This is a genomic window from Bacillus sp. FSL K6-1145, from assembly GCF_038003425.1.
GTDB lineage: Bacteria > Bacillota > Bacilli > Bacillales > Bacillaceae > Bacillus > Bacillus pumilus.
The window spans coordinates 398,249-421,752 of the sequence record NZ_JBBOPC010000001.1 but is presented as its reverse complement, the minus strand read 5'-3'; the positions used below and the strand labels follow the sequence as shown (position 1 = coordinate 421,752).

The following is a 23,504-nucleotide window of genomic DNA, read 5'->3' as shown; positions in this document are numbered from 1 at the left end:
GTAAAGAATATCAGTAAGATTTCAAAAGCCTCAACAGGACTAAATGACTATTTTCGACAAAAATAGACATTTTGAACTAAATACCTCCCGATGATTGATTTGCTTATGTTTTTCCAATAAAATAACCTTTTTCCATCCCGAAATTCCTCATCTATCTATTTTCCAAACAGGTCTTATAATGTGAATTACATACAATCCTTTCTATTTAAAGATAAATATTCTTTAATTGGGTGATGCTTATTTTTTTGTCAGTATATATTGAATTTTTTTCATTTTATCTTAAAAAAAGGGAATGATTGGTTCGCTTTGTTAAAAAAAACAAGTCGAAAGTCTTGCTCTTGTTTTGACCTTTTACGATGCGAAAAATTCTTTTTATAAGTAAGCGATTACAATTGAGCAAAGCCATTTAAAGGGGCGTGGGAGTATGTTACGATTGAATTCGAGTGTTTAAGAAAGAAGGGAAAGCTTTTGAAGCGGGAACATCTTTTACGTTGGTTTTTTTATTTTGTTGGATTGATCGTACTAGCTTTTGGACTATCGCTGACAGTGAAAGGAAAGATTCTAGGCATTGGTCCTTGGGACGCTTTCCACTACGGACTGTTTCAGCACTTTGGACTCACGATTGGACAATGGTCCATCATTATTGGTGCACTCATTGTGACACTGACTTCTGTCTTTACAAAATCATTTCCAAAGATCGGCGCATTACTAAACATGGTGCTGATTGGTATGTTTATAGATTTCTTTAATGCGGTTTTACCTGCACCACATGGATATTTACCCGCTTTATATGTGTTTATTACGGGCGTTGTGGTTTCAGGTTATGGTGTTGGCATTTATGTCTCAGCGAACCTTGGCGCCGGGCCAAGGGATTCATTAATGCTGCTCATCTCAGCGAAAACAGGATTGAACGTGCAGTGGGTGCGAAATGGCATTGAGTTAACAGTGCTTTTATTTGCATGGATGCTCGGCGGGCCGATTGGCGTTGGCACGATTCTGACGGCTATTTTCACAGGCCTCGTCCTTCGGTTCTCCTTGCCGCAATCGACACGGCTCCTGCAGCTGCTTATTACAAAAACAGCAGAGAAACCTGTTCAGACGCTTATCCGATAAGAACAAGCCATTCTACATAAGGAATGGCTTTTCTTGTGTTAAAATAAATAAACAGAATATTCTTATATTCATAAGAGGAAATCAACCCAACCCTTCCACTTCCTGTCATTTTGAGCTTTCGCTGAAAAGGAGGTCTGTTTCCCTTTTGTACGGCGCTCTCCAATGGTACAATCAATGTAAAAAATTAGAGGTTCATTATGAAGATTTTCGCTATCCAATTACAGCATTTAGATGACATCCATGCACGAAAACAAATCGATCAATTGAAACCCTTTGTTTCAGCTGAAAAACGTGCTGCGGCTGAGCGCTTTCGCTTTTTGGTCGATGCAAGAAGGACCTTGTTAGGTGAGGTGCTGGTTCGTCAGATGATCCATGATATGTACGATCTGCCTTTTGATGAGATCGTTTTTGAAACAGAGGGCAATGGTAAGCCTGTCGTCCGTCACATTCCTTCTTTTCATTTTAATCTTTCTCACTCTGGTGATTGGGTCGTATGCGCAATAGATGATGCACCTGTAGGTATTGATATTGAGGAGATCAAACCGATTGATCTAGCGATTGCTAAACGATTTTTTTCAGCAGATGAGTATGAGGATTTACTTTCACAACCGGCAGAACGGCAGGAAGCCTACTTCTTTCATTTATGGTCAATGAAGGAGGCCTTTATCAAGCTGACTGGAAAGGGATTATCTTATGGTCTTTCGTCCTTTACAGCCCGCCTGTCAGAGGATGGACAGGCGACGCTTGCATTACCTGATCATGAAGCGCCCTGCTTTGTTCAAACATACTCACTCGATCCTACCTACCAAATGGCGGTGTGTACACGAAAGCCTTCTGCGGCTGAACGTGTTGAGATACTCTCTTGTAGTGATGTACTGTCTCGTCTTTAATATCGCCCAATTTGCTGAAATGCTGTCTTTATCAAATCGACTCCACATGTGATTTGCTCTTCTTTCACATGCCAAATGTTCAACTGAAGAATGGGGTCTTTTTGATAAGTCGACAGATAATGGCGGTCGATTGACTGAATGGAAACAGATGCCTTTTTCAGCTGCTGAATGAGCTGGTTCATCGGAATTGACCGATCGAAACGTACATGTGTATGAGTAGCTGGCTCCTCTTCTCCCAGTTGATAAGCGATTTGATCGCTTTTCAGGCATGTCACTAGTTGTTTGGATCGGTTGCGATAAGTCGCCCGCATCCTGTCTCGATGCCGTTCAAACATCCCGCTTTTTAAATATATTTCTAAGGCTGCCTGTGACAGCATGGAGCTGTCGATGTCAATGAGCCGTTTGTGTTCGCTAAAAGGTCTAATCAGTTCCTCAGGTAAGACGACCGCTCCTGTTCGAAGTCCTGGAAAGATGATTTTGGAGAAGCTTTTTAAATAAATGACCTTCCCCGCCTGATCGTACGAATAGATCGGGTCTCTTTTTGCGTCGAATTCTAAATCGGCTATGTAATCATCTTCAACGATATAGACGTCATATGTCTCGGCAAGAGCTGCAATCGCTCTTTTCTCCTGCTTTGACAAGCTCGTTCCAAGCGGGTTTTGAAACCTTGGCATCGTATAGAAAAAACGAATCTCCTCTTCTCGAAAGATGCGCTCCAATTCCTGAAGGTCAATTCCCTTTTCCGTCCGCTGAATCCCCCGTACAGGCAGTTGATTTTTTTCTAAATATTGAAGGTATAGATGATAGCCTGGCTGTTCGACTAATATGGTCTGTTTGCCATTCGGAAAAGGGATGGTGCTTAAAATGGATAACGCCAGCTGAATACCAGAAGTCATAACGATCTGTTCTGGATTTGCAAACACTTGATAATCCATTAATCGCTTAGAAATGACTGGCAGCAGCGAGGGTAATCCGTTGGATGTGCCGTATATAAACAAGTCATTTTGATACAAATCGATGGCTTGGTTGATGCAGTGCTGGAAATCAACATATGGAAACACGACGGGATCAGGTGCAGATGAAGCAAAATCAATCCATGTGCTATCCTGTTTCCCCGCTGACTGCTTTGTTTTCACGACATAATAGCCACTTCTTTCTACAGAATACAGCAGATGTTCACGTTCTAATGTGTCTAGTGCTTTGATGACAGTGCTTTTACTCACTCCATATTGAGCCGCCAAATGGCGAATGGAGGGGATCTTCATGCCTGCATGGTATTCACCAGACGTCATCTTCTCTTTTAAGCTGAGAACAAGCTGATCATATTTCCTCACACCACTTCCTCCTTGTACCGGTACAGATATCATGTTCTCTTATTGTACACTTTAGATGATCCGATTACGATAGAAGAACAGAACCGGTCAATTCAACTGAAGCATGCATGCTTGTATAAGGAGTCAAATTGTGGACATTTCAAAACAGAAAGCGTATGCTGCCGCGATAGGCTACGCCACGATCATTGGTTTTTCATTTTTGTTTGTCAAAGTTGCATTAGAATCAGCAAATCCGATTGATTTATTGGCACACCGCTTTACAGTTTCTTTTGCAGCCGCACTATTGCTTTATCCATTTTTACGAAAGAAGATCCGCCTCTCCATTCAATGGCGTGATCTTCTCTACATCGTACCGTTTTCCTTGCTTTATCCTGTGTTGTTTTTTGCTTTTCAAGTATGGGGGCTGATGTATACCTCTTCGTCAGAGGCTGGTATTATTCAGGCAACGATCCCCATTCTGACGATGGTGCTTGCCGCGTGGTTTTTAAAGGAACGCGCGACATGGATCCAAGTGCTGTTTACCATTCTTTCAGTGTGCGGGGTGATGCTTCTCTTTGTCATGAAGGGAATTGATGTGAAGCATTCACACATGATCGGCTATGGACTGATATTACTTTCAGCCTTATCCTCCAGTGCATACAGTGTATTTGCCCGGGTGATTACACGGCGCTTCCATGTGATTGAACTCACTTTCGTGATGACATTCTTTGGATTTGTCTTCTTCAATGCCGCTGCGCTCATCCAGCATTCAGTAAACGGGACAATGCCGCAATTTTTCAGCCCATTTACACAACCATCCTTTGTATGGTCAATGCTCTTTTTAGGCATTCTTTCATCACTTCTCACGGCATATTTATCAAACTATGCCCTTTCTCAGCTTGAAGCGGCAAAGGTCAGCATCTTTAACAATTTATCTGCGTTTATTACAGTTGCCGCTGGGGTTCTCATTTTACATGAAACAATCGATTGGTATCATCTCATCGGAGGTGTGCTGGTCATTGGCGGAGTGATTGGCGGGAATGTGGTGAAAAAGCGGAATTCATAAGAAAAAGCGGTCCCTTTAAGGAGGACCGCTTTCTTTTAAAGTTTCATTAATTGTTGTTTGCTTGCAACGTCAATCACATGTCTCATCTGTTCTGCGAAGGGCTCGAGGTGTGTGTTGATATACATGTGCCCTCCTTCGAAATTGGTGCGTTCGATGGTTTTTGCCCATGGCAGCCAGCCATTTGCATCTTTCATGCATTTTTCATCTTTTGTTCCATTGAATAAATAAACGGGTGTTTCGATGATGGATTGATCTTTGTGCTGGAAGGTTTCCAGCGCCTGATAGTCTGCACGTAAGGACGGCGTAAAGTAATCCATCATTGGTTTGTTCTCTAATAATTCCTTTGGAATCCCGCCCATTTCGGCAATATGCTGAACAAATGCTTCATTCGATAAATGGGTCAGGATCTGTCGTTTTGTTTGCGGCGGCTGAATAGCCGAGATCACGACTGCTGCAGGATCGATTCCTTCCTTTTCTAGCAGCTGAGCCAGTCTATACACAACAAGTCCTCCCATGGAATGTCCGAACAGGATAAATGGGCGGTTCAAGTTACCCATGAGCCCTTCTTTGTATAGCTCAGCCAATCGGTCAATGCTCGTTTCGAGCGGCATGAGATTGGTTCCATGACCTGGGGGCTCTGCTGCTGTTACTTCGGCAGTGCCTTTTAGCTGTTCAAAAAGCGGGCGGTACGAGGCGGAATAACCGCCTGCAAAAGGAAAACAAATAAGTTGAATAAGGTCTGATTTTTTTTCAAAGGTTTTAAATAAATGGTTCATATGTTCTTACCCCTTTATCATCGTTTGAAGAATCCGTGCCAGTTCATCTGCCTGCGGCCTTTTCATCATGGTGACATGGTCTCCTTTGATGTGATAATACGAGCATGATCCTTTCGTATAAGCCTCCCAGTCTGAGAACTTCTTCTGAAAATCAATGGCGTGATCACTGCTTTGTACAATATAAAACGGCACATCGAATGGTTCTTTTTCTAATTCAATGGCTTGTGACATGATTGTATTATGCGTTTGCATTTGCAAATATTTATCTAAATACTGATCATTCATAAATTGATGAACCACTTCATCCTTTTCTGCCTCTTTGAGTATTTTTTGCTTCACTTCTTGGAAGCTCAGCCCTTGTAATGCTTCTGGCTGGATGCCGACAAGATTCCCCATTCCAAGGACAAGCGCAAGCATTTTCACTTCTTCTTCGTTCATATCCGCATGGAGCGCCTGATCTGCCTCATCTCTTAACACAGGGACGGTATCTAAAATGATGAGTCCTTTCGGCGCTTTTCCTGCATGGCAGAGCCGCTGATTCATTCCGTAGGCAAGGTGCCCGCCCATTGAATGCCCTGCTAGATAGTCAACACCAGGTCGATAGAAGGTCTCAATGGCTTCAACAAATATGGACACAAGCTCTGTGTAATGGAGGAATTGCGGTTCTTCATCCTCATATAAGCCAGGAGACTGCAAGGCGTACACAGCACCTTGATGTGTCATTAGCTTAGCCACATCGATATAGCCCATCACCGTTCCACCGGCAGGCGGTGCAAAGAAAATCCTCGGTACGGCTGGATCGCCTTTTTTCAGCTCAATCACGTAGTCCTTTGGAGACCTTTCGACGTGCTCTCCGGCCTCTGGCATTGCGTCCACATGTGCGGCTAGCTGAGCCGGCGCTGGATGCATGAAAATCCATTTTGGATCCACACGAATCCCCTGTTCTTTTAATTTGGCAACAGCTTGGATACTCATAATTGAATCGCCGCCTAAATCAAAAAATGAGTCATGTATGCCTACTTGTTTGACACCAAGCACGTCCTTGAAAGCTGTGACAATCAGCTGCTGCGTTTCGGTGACTGGTTTGTCATCCCCTTGAGAAAGAGAGATCGTTTCTGCTGGGTCTGGCAGTGCTTTTTGATCAACCTTTCCGTTTGTTGTGACTGGCATTTCGTCCATTACAATAAAGTAACTTGGAATCATGTAGCCTGGCAGGCTTTCCTGTAAAAATGCTTTCCAGCCTGAAACAGGATTCTCTCCGTCTGTAACAAGGTAGGCCGCCAGCCGTTTTGAGCTGCCATACGTTTTGGCGATGACTGTACATTCTTTTACTTGTGGATGCTTGAGGAGAGCTGTCTCTATTTCTCCACATTCAATCCGGTAGCCTCTAATTTTCACGAGGTTGTCTTTTCGGCCGAGATATTCAATGGTGCCATCTGAACGCCATGTACCTAGATCACCTGAACGATACAGCCTGTCTCCCCCTAGTTCAGGGAATGGATTGTCTATAAACCGTTCATGCGTCCGCTCTGGATCATGAAGGTAGCCTTTTGCCAGCCCTGTGCCGCCGATGTAAATTTCTCCTTTGACGCCTGCTGGCACTGGGTTGAGCGCATCATCTAGTATGACAACAGTTGAATTCGATACTGGGACACCAATCGGAACTGACCTTGCTTCCTCTGGCATGTGCATGACTTGATGTGTTGTGGCTAAGGTCGTGTTTTCTGTTGGGCCGTAAGCATTGATGAGTACACCCTCCATATGTGGCAGTGCCTTTCGTGCATGCTCACTGGACATCGCTTCTCCGCCAACGAGTAATGTGCGGTAGCCTGCTACACTTTTTGGATCGTGCTCCACCAGCCGATTGAATAAAGCGGTTGGCAGACAGTTGGCTGTCACTTGATGCACTTTGATCAGCCGTGATAATTCATCCATATTCAGTGCGGCATATTTCGGAATCAGAATGAGCTGACCGCCATTCAGCAGCATGCCCCACAACTCAAATGTAAAGGCATCAAAAGCATAGTTTGAGAGCTGAAGCATCTTATCATCTGGACCTAGTTTTATATAGTTTGTTTTTCGAACCAGACGGACAACTCCTGCATGGGGGAGCATGACGCCTTTTGGTGTACCTGTTGAGCCTGATGTGTAGTTGACATAGGCTAACTGGTCTTCTCCAATGATTGATTGTTCTCTTTGATACACTGCATCTGTTACTGGTAATGGCTTGTCCATCTCAATCTTTGTACCTGTAAAGTCTACTAGACGCTCTATTAAATGAGATTGAGTGATGATCACATCACTTTGCGTATCGCGAACAATGAGGCGGATTCGCGCATCTGGATATTCTGGTGACATTGGAACATATGCAGCACCAGATTTGACAATGCCTAGCACTGAGACAATCATGTCAAAGGAACGATCAAAAAGCATCGGTACAAGTGAACCTGGTGCAACTCCTTTTGATTGCAAGTAAGCAGCAAGCTGTGTTGCCTTCTCATCCAACTCTTGATACGTCATGTGCTCTTCCAAATAAGACAAGGCAATGCGGTGCGGATCACGCTGCACCTGTTCTTCAAACAGCTCTTGAATGGTGCGCTTTGGATATGGCGTAGCCGTTTGGTTTTTCCCTATGATCATCGCAGCCTGTTCCGCTTTGTCCATTAAGCAATAATCAGAAAATGTACGTTCAGGCTGAGCTGTCATACCATCTAGCAGATGAAGATAATAATTCATATAACGATGAATGGTCTCTTGATCAAATAAATCTGTATTGTATTCCACATGGATCGACAGCTGATCCCCCTGTTCAAATACATGTAAGGTGAGATCAAATTTAGACACTGTATGATGAACCATCACATGTTCACTTGTCAGCCCTTTGAGATTGACATGGAGCGAATCTGTTACATAACCCATCGCCACTTGGAAAATAGGCGATCGACTTAAATCTCTATCTAATGAAAGATCATCGACAAGCTTATCAAATGGATAACGCTGATGCTCGAAGGCTTTTAATGTCATCTCCTTCACGTTTTCCATGACATCAGCAAACGTATCTGCTGTGGAGATATCCTGTCTCAGCGCGAGTGTATTCACAAACATTCCAACAAGCTTCTCTGATTGCTTGGCACCTCGCCCTGCGATCGGCGAACCAATGATGATATCTGTCTGTCCGGACAGCTTGTGAAGCAGGACGTAGTACGCTGACAGCATCGTCATGAACAGCGTTGTGCCCTGCTGCTTGGACAAAGCCTGCAAACGGCGGATAAGCGTATCTTCCAAGACAATTTGCTCTGTAGCGCCGTTAAATGTTTGAACTGGCGGACGAGGACGGTCAAACGGCAGCTCTAACACCGGAAGATCACCTTGTAAATGATCGAGCCAATAGGCTTGGTCTAATTGATGATGCATTACTTGCTTATTTTCCCAATGGACATAATCTGTCCATTCGATTTCTAGCGCTGGGAGCTGCGGCGCTTCATCTGCAAGAAGCCCGTCATATGCCACTTCTAACTCCTGAATGAGCAGACTGAGCGACCATGCATCTGAAATGATATGGTGCTGCGCGCAAAGAAGATAAAATTCTTCATTGCCCATATCCACAATCGTCCACTGCGCAAGAGGCCCTCTTTCTAAATCATAAATGCGGTTCGCTTCTTGCTGAATAAGCTGCTTGAGTCTTCTCGTTCTTGTTTTTTCATTAAATAATGAGAAGTTCGCAACAGTGACGGATGGCGGAAGGTCTTCACGTATCAGTTGAACTGGCTTGCCACCAAGCGATTGAAAAGTTGCGCGTAGTGCTTCATGACGTTTCGTTAAGAGACCAATCGCTTTTGTTAACGCTTGAATGTGCAGTTGTCCTGTCAGCTTCCAAGCACCTAATATATTGTAATGATGGCTCTTTTCCAATGTGGATAAGAACCAAATACGCTTCTGAGCATGTGACAGCTCATAGCTTGTTCGCTTTTCCAACTTTGGAATATTGGCTTCCTGAACAGCAGGTGCCTCTTTGATGTCATCAACCATTTGCGCCAAATGTGCCAGATGCTTGCTTTCAAATAATATTTTTAAAGGCGCCTTGATTGAAAACTCATGATTGATCCGTGAAATGGTTTGAGTCGCCTTTAATGAATGTCCGCCAAGATCAAAGAATTGATCCTCTTTGTACACACGATCAACGTCTAAAATGTCCTCCCATATGGCAGCAAGCATTTGCTCTGTTTTCGTTTCTGGCAATTGTTTTTCAAGGTGTTGTCCATTTTTGTGATGATTCAGCTTAACGGCTTCATGATCAATAGAGCCATCTAGTTTTTTCGGTATTTCCTGTACTTGCTGAATATCCCAGTCACCTTTTGTTCCGCCTGCGATATCTTCCACATGCACTTCTTTGCCAGGCTGAACTGTGTAAAAAAGCTTTTTCTCAAAAGTCGGTATTGGCGCTGGCTGAAGATACGCTGCGATTTCTGGATTGGCTCCATCTAATCCGATAAATAGATGCGCTTCATTCAGCCGAGCACCTAGACATAATGAATGGAGACCTTGCTTCTTTCCAATCAATTGAAATCCCTTGCGGACGGTAAGGGCTGCGCCGGTATGCCCCTTAGACAAACCGAGATTATCCCACATACTAAAGTTTAAAGAGATCGCCCGTCTTCCTTCTTGAAAGGTGAGCGTGTGCGCAAGCCCATCTAAAAAGCTGTTGGCCGCAGAGTAAGCCCCGAATGTTGTACCGCCAAAAAAGCCATTTACTGATCCAAAAAAGACGAGTGGTACTGCCGGATCATGCTTGAAGGCTTCCTGCAGGACAAACGCTCCGTCTGCTTTCCCTGACAGTTCCTTTGTAAAATCCTCTTCTGACGTATGCGCCAATGTATACTTATCTGTATGCTGAAAATGCTCTGATACATTGCCAGCACCGGCTAAATGCAGCACACCCCGGATGGTTTGACCAAAATGTTTTTCTGCTTTGTAAATCGCCCGCTCCACGTCAGCTAAATCGGTCACATCCGCTTGTACATAGATAACGTCACCGAGACTTTTTAGCTGTAAGAACGCTTCTTTCTTTTCCAAGCTGTCTTCCAAAGAAGTCCTTCCAATCAATACAAGCTTTAGGCCAAATTGGAGCATCTGCTTAGACAGTTCAAATCCAATACCGCCGAGTCCTCCGGTCAGCAAATAAAGTCCTTCATATTCTAAAAATCCTTCTGTTTGAGGTGCGTTCATCATATTGACTTTTTCCAGCTTTGGTACGAGCCTGTGCCCTTTTCGGTATGCCACCTCTGCTTTTATATGAATCGCCGACAGCTCATCAGCAATGTGCTTTGCATCCTGCTCCACTTGCTCCGCTTCAATATCAATATGGGACACCTCTGCTCCTTCCCATTCTTGCGGGATGGTTTTTAATAAACCAACGAGCGACGTTTTCTCCACATGAAGATCGTCTTCAGGCCTTACAAATTGACCACCCTTTGTCACCACAACAAGCCGGACAGGCTCTTTGTTTTCTTGCCTCCATGCTTGATACAAGTACAAAATCGATTGATTGGACCTCGCATGCATTTCTGTGAACTGCGCAGGCTCAACAATGGCTTCTTTGTCTGCCACATTCCACAAATGGAGTATGCACCCTGTCTTTAATTCATCTGCTTCAAGTGCTGCAACGAGCCTGACATAATCCCCCTTGATTCTCGGATTCATCTGGTACATCCCTTTGGACAGACGCAAAAATTCATGTCCTTTTTTCACAGAAACATAGGGCTGATTTCTTTTTTCAAAATGGGCGTAAAGTGATTGGTAAAGCCCTTTTTCATCCTCGAAAACGAGTACATGATCAGCAGCAGGCTGAGACGGACCAATACGCTCCTTTGCCCAAGTGCGTTTGAAAAACCAATCTGGCAGTGTTTGTTCATTTTCAGAAGCAAGGTCCAGTGCCCTTTCAATGTCACGGAATACCCCTTCTTTTAGCGCCGCGCCTAATTGAGCACGTTGGATCTTTCCACTTTCTGTTTTTGGAAATTGGTCTTTTTTCACTGGAATGATGTGATCGGGCTCTATGCCAATTTTACGAATGATGGCCTCTCTAATCTGCTGAATCATCGTGATTTGTTCCTCTAGCGAATCCTTTTGTGTCACAAAGAAGACGGCAAGCGTGTCGTTGCTTGATTCGGGATTGTAGATGCCGTACGCAGCGGCAAAGGTGACTTCCACCCCGTCCACCTCTTCCACAACTGCTTCAATTTCGTAATTCAAATAGTTGGCTCCGTTGATGACGATGATATCCTTTTCCCGGCCTGTTAGAACAAGACGCCCTTCGTGGATAAATCCTAAATCCCCCGTGTGAAACCAGCCATTTTCCACAAATACCTCTTGATTGGCTTCCTCATTTTGATCATAGCCCATCATAATCGTCGGACTCTTCACCTGCAAGCGCCCGACCTGATCTTCTGGCAGCACATGATGATGCTCGTCTACAATCCGAATCCATACAGACGGAATCGGTGCACCGACTTCGGTAAACGTCATTTTGTGCGGATGATCTTGCGCCACGTATTGAATTTCACCTGTTAACGAAGTCTGATCAATCGTCAGCTGTCCATCCTGATCACCATGCCGCATGAATTTCTTTGATTGAACAATGGCTGAGGATGTTTCAGACATGCCGTACGCCGGCACCATCGCATGACGGCTTAATCCGTGCTGACCCATCATATGCATGAAGCGCTGCGTTACTTTTGGCACAACCGCTTCGGCTGCATTCATGATATAAGTCAGTGTGGAGAGATCCCAGCTCCCCTTGCGAATGTCGTCCTCATATTCATTCATCATCGCAAAAGCAAAATTCGGTGCCCATGTCCTTGTGACGCCGTATGTTTCTACCCAATCCAGCCACACCATCGGCCGCTCGATAAATTGATCGATGGATGGACTAATCTGCTGGCAGCCAAAGTAGACGTCATGCACATGAAACATGACAATGCCTCCTACATGATCAAGCGGCATCCAGTTAAGCGACACATCCTCATGCGTAAAGCCATTTGTCTGCTCAAAGGAGATGATTCGAGATAAAATACTTTGATGGTTGTGACGGATACACTTTGGCACACCCGTACTACCTGAAGAGAGCAGCTGAAGCACAGGCTCATCTGGCTCTGGCTCATAATGCTGTTCATCAGGTTCACACGAGAGCAATGTTTCGATTGTTAAAATAGGTATGTCTTTTGCCTCAAATGACTCACGCAGCCCAGCAATGTCCTCAGCACTTGCTTCATTCGTCATAATAAACGGTTCATTTTGCAGCCGAAACACGCCTTTCAGCTTGTTCACAGCTTGATTCGTTTCATCATAAACAGGCGGTACAGAAACCGGAGTCGGAATGATACCACCGAGAATACAGCCCCAAAACGCAGTGATGAAATCTTGATGATCTTTCAATTGTAGTAACACTTGATCGCCGTTTGTCAGGCCTGCTTTCCTTAAACCAGACAGAACCCGTTCTGCGTTTGTGAGTAACTCAGGATAGGATTGGGTCAACGTGCGCCCGCCTTCTTTTATATAGGTCACCCCGCGGTCAGGTGACATAAAGGCTGATCGAATCAACACCTCTGTCAGTGTGACAGGTGTGCCTGGTTTTTTGATGACATCCCCGCCATACACAAGTGCAGGCGGCTTTTCATGAGCGGATGCTTGCTTTGTTTCGCCCTCTTCATCCTTCGAGATCGATTCGTTCCCTTGCGCACGCTGCCGATTAGGAAACAGATCATCTAGGTGATAAGGCGTTTGTTTTTCTGTCTGACTTTCAATGAGAGCAGCCGCTTCCTCTACTCCATCTATAGCTTTCGTACGATCTTCTATCTTTCTCAAACTCTCTTCATCAATGATGTCAATCGAAAGCAGTGCTTCTGTATCGACCGCTCCACTTTCTGTCCTTGGCAAGGAAGGCAATAAGACGAGAGCGGCTGGCACTTCATCAGGGTGAAGCGCGCCTGTCATTAGATCCTCTCTTGCTAGCGAAGGGTCCTTCGCCTGTGCAAATAGCACAAGCGAGAGGCTACCTTCTTCATTTTTCTTCGGGATGAATGCACATTCCTTTAACGGAAAATGAAGCATCACGACCTGTTCTAATGCTTTGAGATCGATTCGTTTTCCGTTGATTCTGACGATATGATTTGCTGCATGTCCTTTTCTTCTACTCATTAACATCGTTCTTCTCCTCCTACACCCAATCCAAAATCTGAATCTTGTTTTTTTCAGTCCAAACGCCGACATCCCCTGTCGGATAGAGGTATTCGCCTGTTTGATGTTTGAATGGATGCGGAATTTTATGCGTCTCCATCCAATCGGCAAGCTCTCCGCAAAGTGCCTTGATATCCTTTGCACCGATAAAAATATCTCCAGGAAATCCTACCGGCATGAGCTGATGCTCTTCGCTCAGAACATAGATTTCCGTCTCACACGAAGGATCATGAATAACTGAATAGACCTCTTCTTGATCTGGGTACAGCACGCTGACTTGTGCATTTTTCGCCCAATCGGTGATCATCCGCTCTTTTTCTTTATTTGTCACGATCGTGAAGGAAGAGAGTGGTGTCTCCACTTGTTCTGTCATGGCTTCAAGTGTATGGACCAGCTGCTGCATCAGCGATTGTATTTGTTTTTCTTTATATTGATTGAAGCGGTATGTGACCCGAAGCTCCAGCGTATCTCCCGGGACAGCCACGAGGGTCAGGTCATAGTTGGTTTCTTCATGACTAGCTATGTCTAAGATCCGTACACCATACGGCTCTACAGATTCAATCGGGTAGTTTTCAAACACGACAATGCTGTTAAACAATGATTCTCCATTCGAAATTTGGGTCATCTGCTGAATATCTGGGAGTACGGTATACTCGAATTCTCGCATGTGAAAAACCGTTTCCTGCGTCTGCGTAAGCAGTTCGGCAATGGTCCTGTCTGGTGTGATCGGCAAACGAAGCGGCAAGGTGTTAATAAAGAGCCCTGTCATGCTTTCAACCTCTGGTAAGTCCGCCGGCCGGCCAGATACTGTGACACCGAACACGACATCCTCTGAGCCTGAATGAAGGTGCAAGAGCAGACCCCATGCCGCCTGAATCAGTGTGCTCATCGTGACCTTCTGTGTCCCTGTCATTTTCTCCAGCTTCTGCTGCATTTCAGGCGTCAGTTTGATACTAATTTGATCAATACCTGCTCCTTCATCCGAAGCTTGCTCTCCGTTTCCTGGAAGTGGTGTGGCTTCCTCTACTCCTGACATATAATGTTTCCAGAACTCTTGTGCCTTCTCTTGATCCTGCTTTTGCAGCCACTCAATAAAATCTTTGTATGGACGCACAGCAGGAAGGTTCATCTCTCGTTCATCCACAAGCGAGCGATACATTGAAAAGGATTCCTCAATCAAGCCGAACAGGCTCCAGCCATCAATTAAAATATGATGAAAGCTAAAAACAAACGTGCAAGTTTTCTCGTCACGATGGAACAAAGCGATACGAATGAGCGGTTCAGCCGTATTTTCCAAATCAAAATCCTTTGAACGATCGGATTGTAAATAACGCTCAATAGTTTTCTTCTGATCCATTTCACTCAGGTGGCGCACATCGTGCTGAGTGAGGTGAATGCTTCCTTCTGATTGAATCAATTGGACAGGCTCCTTTAGCCCCTCCCAAGCAAATCTTGTCCGTAAAATCGAATGACGTTCCACAAGCAGATTCCATGCTTTTTCATAGGCTTCGCCGTCCGTTAAGCCTTCGAGTGTCATATGCACCTGACCAAAATACGCCTGTGATGCTTGATCTAACAGTGCATGAAACAGCATCCCTTGCTGCATCGGAGATAATGGATACACATCTACCACATTGTCTGGAAGCTCATCTATTTGCTTTTGCGTCAGCTGGACCATTGGAAAATCAGATGGCGTAAAGCCGCCTTTTGCCTCTACACAATGCGTCAAAATGCCCTCCATTTTTTCTTTAAATCGTTCAGGTAACTGACGCACCTCTTCCTCCTGAAGCAGTTCACGATTGATCATAAAATTCATCTGAAGCTGACCACTGACAACGTATCCGTACACATCGATCAAATGCTGTCTTTCTGCTTTTGGGTCATGTACATGTCCATTTCGTTCATCTGCTATATACAGATTTGCCTCACCATCTATTTGATCTAATTGTCCAAGGTAATTAAAGCTCACCTGCGGCGCTGCCGTTTTAAGTAAACGTGATGCGGTCATGTATTGAAGTAAGCCATAGCCGATCCCCTTTTGCGGCACAGCTCTTAAGGTTTCTTTGACATCTTTAATTTGTCTCTCAACATCGGTTTGAATAAAAGGAATAAAAATAGGATAAGAGCTTGTAAACCAGCCGACTGTCCGTGACAAATCCATCTGTTCAAATAAATCCTCGCGTCCGTGTCCTTCTAACGTAATCAGTAGTGGCTTTCCAACAGCTTGCGCAAGTGCTGACAGGAGTAAATCGTTGACCTCTGTTCGGTACGCTTGTGATGCGTGCCTTAGTAAAATGTCTGTTTGATCCTTCGTCAATTGAATAGTCAGGATCTCTGCATGTTCTTCTATATTGAAAAGCGCAGGTGGTTGAAAAGGAGAACCTTCTTCCTCTTGATTCATGATCTTTTCCCAAAAAGGAACCTGCACTTGTAATTGATCGGTTTGTGCATATTCATAGAGTGCCTCTGCCCACTGCTGATAGGAAGCGGTTTTCTTTGCAAGCGTGATCTCCTGCCCTGCCGCAACCTGCTTTAACCCATTTAATACATCTTCCTGTATGATGCGCCACGATATTCCATCCATCACAAGATGGTGGGCTGCGATAAAGAGTTCAGACGTACGATCACTTGTCTGAAAAAGAATGGCTTTGATCACTTCTCCCCGCTCTAATGACAATGTTCCTTGACAAGCGCTTGTCTCCAAGCGAATTTGCTCTAGTGCTTCCTCGTGAGAAACATCCGTCAAATCAAAGAAAGTGAAACAAGGGATAATGCCAGGCGCACGAATGGTTTGAATCCATGTACCGTCTGCTGCTTTTGTATAAATGGCTCTCAGCATATCGTGATGATCGACAAGCTTTGAAAGAACTTGTGTTAACTGCTCGGGTTGTATCGATTGCTTGAATTCAATATGCGCTGATAGATTCCAATAATCTTGGTTTGTCATCGATTGTTCAAGGAACCAAGATTGGATTGGAAGCAGACGAACATTTCCTGTAACAGGTGATTGATCATAGGACACAGATACATCTGCTTTTTTCATAGCGCGTGCCAGCTGTGAAATGGTCTGTTTTTCAAATACATCTCTCGGCTGTATGATGTAGCCTTCCTGTGCTAGGCGTGCCACCATTTGTATGACAATAATAGAATCTCCGCCAAGCTCAAAGTAGTTATCATGAACACCGATTGAAGGAGTGCCAAGAAGCTGAGTCCACACCTTTTCCAGCACTCGTTCTTCCTCACTGAGTGCCTGATCTGCTGGTTTGTCTGCTTCTTCCTGTCTCCACACTGGCGGCGGGAGATGCTTTTGATCTACCTTGCCGTTTGGCGTGAGCGGCAGTTCCTCGAGCTCTATGAATAGGCTCGGTACCATATAATCTGGCAGTCTATCTTTTAACTTGCGGCGAAGGTCTTGCTGAGTCGATGCACCTTTTTGGACAAAGTAACCGATCAGGCGCTTATGACCACTCTCGTGCTGATGCGGAATAACCGCACATTCTACGATGTCTTCAACACTCAGCATAGCGGCTTCAATTTCTCCGCATTCGACGCGATGTCCGCGTATTTTCACTTGATGATCCATTCTTCCAAGGCAGTCGATGATGCCATTTGGGAGCCAGCGGCCCATATCACCTGTTTTATATAAACGCTCTCCTTTATGGAAAGGATGCGGGATAAATGATTGCGATGTTTTTTCTTCATCTCCAAGGTAGCCGAGTGCCAGCCCTGTTCCGCCAACGTAGATTTCTCCAATGACACCCTGCGGAACCGGCTGCAGCTGGTCGTCTAATACATAGGCTTGTGAATAAGCAATTGGCTGACCGATAGGAACGGTCGTCTGCCCTTCGTCTAATGAACGAATGTGATGCACACAGGAGAACGTCGTATTCTCAGTTGGTCCATAGCCGTTTAAAAGCCCTTCCGGTAAATACGGCAGTGCCTTGCGGATATGAGCAGCTGAGAGCGCATCACCACCGACCAATAATGCATCGAATCCAGATAAAGCTTCTGGATGTTCCTCTGTCAATCGGTTGAACAGCGGCACCGTCAGAAATCCTGTTGTGATCTTGTATGATGTCAGTGTATCAGCCAGTGTATCCATTGATAAAATCGTATTTCGATCGGTCAGGATCAGTCTTCCCCCGTTTAGCAGGGCTCCCCATATTTCATACGTAAAGGCATCAAAGGAGAAGCTGGCAATTTGTAAAATACGTGTATGTTCATCAAGGGTGACATAATCTGTTTCACAGACAAGCCGGATGACTGCTTGATGCGGGATCAATACCCCTTTTGGCTGTCCAGTTGATCCTGAGGTGTAATTGATATAAGCGAGTCCATCAGGTTTTAAGGCAGCAGGTATGAGTTCTGCTTCTGATAAAAATTCTTCATATCCTTCATCAAGACAAATGAGTTCGGTTTGACTGATGGACACCTTTTTCAGCCATTTATTTTTTGTCAGTAACAGCTGAATACCTGTATCCCTCAGCATATAATCAATGCGGGCATCTGGATATTCAGGATCAATTGGCACATAGGCGCCTCCTGCTTTCACAATCGCCAGCACCCCAAGAATCATTTCAGGCGACCTGTCGATGAGCAGCCCTACTGGTTCATGCGGCGTCACACCTCGCTGCTGCAGAGAAGCCGCAAGCCGGTCGACTTTCTCTTGTAACACACGATACGTCCACTGCTCTTCCCCGAATTCGAGAGCGATGGCATCGGGTGACTTTCTCACCTGCGCTTCAAACCGTTCAGTGATGAGAAGCGGGCCTGCAGGCTGATCTGTTTTGCCGCTCCATTCATAGAGCAGTTGATGCTTCTCTTTTTCTGGCAGGTAATTCATTTGTCTAATCGGCTGTGCTGGATTTTCACAAATACGCTCAAGCAGCTGCTCGTAGTACCGAAGGAACCGGTCCATCGTATCGTCAGAAAATAAGTCCACATCATACTCCAGTTTTAGTTGAAGACCCTCCGCTCCTTCAAAAACAAACAGGGATAGATCGAATTTGGCGGTATCGTTATCTTCAATGGCTAAAACAGATGTCGCCTCCCCCATCGGAGAAGCCTCAAGAGGAAGATTTTGCAAAACGAACATGACCTGAAACAGCGGCTGTTTGCCAGCCTCACGTACAATATTCAGCTCATCTACGACCATCTCAAACGGCACATCCTGATGCGCATAAGCGCCCATTGTTGTTTCTTTCACCCGTTCTAATAGGTCAGTGAAAGCAGGATTCCCGCTATGATCGATCCGAAGTGCCAGCGTATTGACGAAAAATCCGATGAGATGCTCCATCTCCGTCCGATTTCTCCCAGCAATGACTGACCCAATCACAAACTCATCCTGTGAAGACAAACGGTGCAGCAAGGTAGAAAAGGCGGTCAGTAGCGTCATATAAAGGGTGCTGTCTGTTTTTTTAGAAAGAGCTGCCAGCTGCTCAGACAGCGACTTCGACAGGTGGTATTTTTTCGTTTTTCCCTTGTAGGATTGAACGGCTGGCCGCGGGTAGTCATACGGCAAAACCAAATCTTCTACAGGGACAGCAAATTGCTCCTTCCAATAGGAAACCTGCTTTTGGAGCGTCTCTCCAGTCAAATACTCCTTCTGCCATAGGGCGTAATCCGCATATTGTATTGGCAGCGGCGAAAGATCAGGCTCTCTCTTGTCAATCATCGCTGTATACCATTCAGACAGCTCTCTTGCGGCAATCCCAACCGACCAGCCATCTGACACAATGTGATGAATGGACATTAGCAACAAATGATCTGTGTCCGACAACCGAATTAGTTTTACCCGAAAGAGCGGATCATGCTCTAAGCGGAAAGCTGTGCTTGCCTCTCTTTTTGCCCACTCAGCCGCTTTTTGTTCTTTTTCTTCCTGTGACGTCAGATCTGATAGATCCACCACTTCAAGCTCTGGAAGGGTCATATGCTCATGGATGATCTGCACCGGTTCATCGCCGTTCATGGTAAAGGAAGTTCTAAGCGCCTCATGCCTTTGCACCATTTGCTGTAGACTGCGCTGAAGCACCTTCACATCTAAAGATCCATTCACCCGAAAGGAAATTGTATTATTGTAAAATGGCAGATCAGGCTGTAATTGATAGAGAAACCACTGTCTTTGCTGGGCATAGGACATCGGAATCTTCTGACCCTTTGCCATTTTCCGCACCTGTACCGCTTCATCCACTTTTGCATGCGAATCGATCCATGCCGCTAATTCCCCAAGTCTCGTATGCTCAAAAAGAACAGCGAGAGGCACATCAAACCCCATTTTTTGTCTCACCGCAGACAGCATTTGCGTCGCCTTGAGTGAATGACCCCCGAGTAGAAAGAAATGATCACCACAGCTGATATTTGAGACATCAAGCAGTTCGGACCAAATGCTTGCCAAAAGTTTCTCCGTCTCCGTTTGAGGCGCTCTGTCCTCGGCTTCCTGGCCACTTTCCTCAATGAGTGCTTTAAAATGCGCTTCATCCGGCATGCCATCCTCTGATTCTTTCCAATATTCCTCAGGAAATAGATGGACGGAATATTCACCAGATAGATGAGACTGCAAAGACGTATAAATGGACTGATACAGCCGTTCTTCAATGGCTTTTGTTTTGTCGGTTTTGAAAAAGACATACACGGCTTTCTCTGTTCGGCTCTTCGCATGGAGCATCTCTTGAATGTCCTGCTTCGACCGATCTAATCCCATATAAATGAGAGGTGCATCTGTCATCAAACATGCCAGCATCGTCTGCAAGCCTGCCCGCTTCGGAATCGGAAGATAGCCTCTTTCTTTTAACATGCCTTTGATCATCGAACCCTCGCTCATGCCGATCTCATCCCACATGCTAAAGCTAAAGCAGTACGGCTTCACGGTAGAAGTCAGCCTCTGATAATGAGCAAATTGTTCAACGAAATCATTGGCAGCGCAATAAGCGCCTACGGTCATCCCGCCCTTTAACGTTCGTGCTGATGAGCTAGAAAGAAATAAGACATTCTGCCGTTTAGAAGCCGCTTCATGAAGCGCAATCGTGCCATATACCTTTGCTTCGTACATCGCATGTAAGGACGCAGACGACATGTCCGCAAGCAGCTCTTCTTGAATGATGCCAGCGAAATGAATCACACCATGCAGCCTTTTTCCATGAGCCACCTCTTGTCTCGAGATAAGGGCTTCAAGGGCTTTTGCATCCGTCAAGTCCACTTCTTCATAATGAACAGTGCCGCCGCGTTTTTCCGCTTGTTTCTCAAGTGAGGTCAATACGTCTTGCTGCTCCGCACTTAAAGCTTCTCGTGCCTTTCTTCCAAGCAGCACAAGATGCGCGTGATAGGATGTTAGAAGATGTTCACTTAGCATCCGTCCTATTCCGCCAAGCCCGCCCGTCATCACGTAAAGCCCGGATGATTCAAATGGCGGTTTTTTCCTCTTTTGTTCACTTTCCAGATGAAGCGGCGCTATAAGAGGAATATAACGAACACCTTCACGATAAGCAGCGACATGCTGACTTGTGCCATGGATGAGCTCTGTCATGATCGCCGATACATGAGAATGACCAACCGATTCTGTGAGAGAAAAATCAAGACATCGCACCTTGATAAACGGCCATTCATGCTGAACAGCTGTCATCAATCCCGCTGTTGTTGCTTTTTCCACATGATGTACTTTGTCTTCTGGCAAATTCATCGCATGAGCGGAGACAAAGGTCATCTCTACAGGTTCCTCATAGGCGGCGATCGCTTTTGTTACATACAATGCACTCATGCTGCCAGCTTTCTGTGCTTCCTTCGCTATTTCCGCCTGTAATGTGTCTTTCTTGTTTGTGTAGTTCCAAAGGTGAATGATTTGTTTCACCGAAACGCCATACGAACGGAGCGTCTCAAAGAGTTGTTCGTAGTCTGACGGCCGATTCGGGTGGATGATGAAGTGAGTGGGTGTGAGTTGTGTGAATGCTTGACCCGGTTCAACCGTGATATAGGTTTGTTCATGGTTTGAGAGGAATTTCAATTGATCTGCCAGCCCTAACTCATCTGCAAAGATCACCATGTCCCCTTCTGTTTGCTTTTCCGTTTCATGAAGCGGAGCGGGTGTCCACTTCTTTTGATAACTCCAATCAGGCAAGGTGTGTTCATTTTCAAGTCTGATGTCCAGTTCCTTGATGATTTCGTCGAATTCACCTTCCTGCCACCTTGTCTTGAGCTGTGCCCTTTCTATTTTTCCAGAGCTTGTTTTCGGAAAGGCATGCTTCTGGACAGGAATAATCCTTGATGCATAAAGACCCATTTTTGTCGCAATATGGGTTTTAATGTGCTGGCTAGCCCTCATAATATAAGCAGGCTCATACAGCTTCGGTGTAAAAAAGAGAATCAGTTCATCGGATGCAGATGCCTCCATCCGAACGGAGCAAGCTGCCACAAAGCTTGTTTCTACGCCGGGTACTTCCTCTGCCATGGCTTCAATTTCATAGTTGTGATAATTTTTCCCGTTGATGATGATCATGTCTTTTTCTCTACCGGTTAATGTCAGTCTTCCTTCATGCAGAAAACCTAAATCACCCGTGTGGAACCAGCCCTCTGTTTGAAAAACCTCTTGATTCGCTTCGTCATTCTTGTAATAGCCCTTCATTGTCGTCGGCCCTTTGATTTGCACGCTGCCAATATGATCTTCGGGAAGAAGCTCATGCTCATGGTTGACGATACGAATCGTGATACCCGGAATCGGTTTCCCGAGCTCTGTAAAGCTGACGGTTCCAGTTTCGCGTGCCTCTGCTGGTCTTAGCTGCTCTGTCAGCGATGTTTCCTCAAAGGTCAGAACCCCGCTGTTTTCATCTCCCCGCTCAATCGCAAAAGAGAAGACAACGGCTGATGAGATTTCTGACATGCCGAAAGCTGGTCTGATGACGTCTCCTTTTAAGCCGTGCGGTGCGAGCAGGTGTAAAAACCGGTGAATCGTCTTCGGCACAACCGCTTCTGCCCCATTGATCATACAAGTCATAGCAGAAAGATCCCACGATCCCGAAGAGATTTCTTTCTCATAATCATTGATCATCGCAAATGCGAAGTTAGGTGCCCATGTCTTCGTTGCACGATAACGGTCCATCCAGTCAAGCCAGCGCAGCGGCTGAGCGATGAAGTCATCTGTTCTTGCTCGAATTTGCTCACAGCCTGTGTACACATTGACAAGATGGAACATGACAATGCCGCCAATATGATCTAATGGCATCCAGTCTAACGAGACATCCTCTTGTGTAAACCCATTGGCTGCCACTGTTCCTTTGACATTCGCCAGCACACTTCTATGAGAATGCTCTACGCATTTAGGCATCCCCGTACTTCCAGACGTTAAGATAAAAAAGACGGAATCATCGGGCGTGACTGGGTGTGCTTCTAGATCTCTATCTAAAGTAAGCATTGGTTCAACGGCTGCCACACGTAATTGATCTGTATGCCACAGTAAAGCCAAGCCTTGCACCTCATCAATCAGCGAGTCATCCGTGAGAATGAGCGGATGCTCCAGCAGGTCCCAAGCGTGATGAAGCTTCTTCACTGAGGCATTCATTTCCCGATAGGTCGGGGCTGCCGACACAAGTGTTGGGACAAATCCGCCTAACACACATGCCCAAAAAGCCGTGACCATCGCATGATTCGATGAAAATTGAAAGAACACAGGATCTCCTGGCTCAAGCCCTAGTGCCCTTAAACCCGTCAACACCCGCTCGGCATCCTCCTTTAACTGCGCGTAGGATTGCGTGAGCTCGTTTTCACTATTGATGATATAAGTCAGCCCATTTGTTGTTTTGGCTGCCTCAGTTAGAGCGTCCTGCAAGGTTTGAGCTCCTGCACGAACATCTATATCCCCTCCATAGGAAATGGCTGGGGGCATGTCCGCTAAAGCAGGTGAAGCCATTTGCGTTTGTATCCATTCAGTTGCGGCCTCCTGCTCCATGTGTTGGTCTAGAAATAAATGAGAGAGGTGATATGGCCGTGGTCGAATGGTTTTTTCACGAGAAAAAACAGCGAAGCGTTCGATTTCGTTGGTTTGTAAAATGGTTTTCTGTACATCTTGTAAAATCGTATCCATTGATTCATGTACATTCGATTGATTAATGGTTGATGGTTTCAT

7 protein-coding genes are annotated in these 23,504 nt (G+C 45.4%); 3 read left to right on the top strand and 4 right to left on the bottom strand.

What is annotated here, in order from left to right:
- Window positions 1-468: 468 nt before the first annotated feature.
- Together MHH41_RS02030 and MHH41_RS02025 are read left to right on the top strand one after the other, a co-directional pair.
- Window positions 469-1,113, top strand: coding sequence for a YczE/YyaS/YitT family protein (locus MHH41_RS02030; protein WP_044140485.1), 645 nt, complete (start codon window positions 469-471; stop codon window positions 1,111-1,113).
- A 197-nt stretch (window positions 1,114-1,310) separates the two neighbouring features.
- Window positions 1,311-2,003, top strand: coding sequence for a 4'-phosphopantetheinyl transferase family protein (locus MHH41_RS02025; protein WP_050945484.1), 693 nt, complete (start codon window positions 1,311-1,313; stop codon window positions 2,001-2,003).
- Here the strand turns inward: MHH41_RS02025 and MHH41_RS02020 are convergent.
- Window positions 2,000-3,337 carry an aminotransferase-like domain-containing protein gene (locus MHH41_RS02020; protein WP_340865503.1) on the bottom strand — a complete coding sequence of 446 codons (1,338 nt, stop codon included), beginning with the start codon at window positions 3,335-3,337 and terminating at the stop codon, window positions 2,000-2,002. The genes MHH41_RS02025 and MHH41_RS02020 overlap by 4 nt on opposite strands.
- Window positions 3,338-3,467: 130 nt before the next feature.
- Between MHH41_RS02020 and MHH41_RS02015 the strand changes: the two genes are divergently transcribed.
- Window positions 3,468-4,382 (top strand): DMT family transporter, encoded by a 915-nt coding sequence (locus MHH41_RS02015; RefSeq protein ID WP_251191141.1) that lies wholly within the window; start codon window positions 3,468-3,470, stop codon window positions 4,380-4,382.
- Window positions 4,383-4,417: 35 nt separating this feature from the next.
- Here the strand turns inward: MHH41_RS02015 and MHH41_RS02010 are convergent, their stop codons facing one another.
- Genes MHH41_RS02010 through MHH41_RS02000 form a run of 3 tightly spaced genes read right to left on the bottom strand, consistent with a single transcriptional unit; the run spans window position 4,418 to window position 23,504 of the window.
- Window positions 4,418-5,158 carry a thioesterase II family protein gene (locus tag MHH41_RS02010; protein WP_212046361.1) on the bottom strand — a complete coding sequence of 247 codons (741 nt, stop codon included), beginning with the start codon at window positions 5,156-5,158 and terminating at the stop codon, window positions 4,418-4,420.
- 6 nt (window positions 5,159-5,164) lie between these two features.
- Window positions 5,165-13,360, bottom strand: a complete 8,196-nt coding sequence (locus tag MHH41_RS02005; protein WP_340865502.1) for an amino acid adenylation domain-containing protein — start codon at window positions 13,358-13,360, stop codon at window positions 5,165-5,167.
- 13 nt (window positions 13,361-13,373) lie between these two features.
- Window positions 13,374-23,504, bottom strand: a complete 10,131-nt coding sequence (locus MHH41_RS02000) for a non-ribosomal peptide synthetase (protein ID WP_340865501.1) — start codon at window positions 23,502-23,504, stop codon at window positions 13,374-13,376.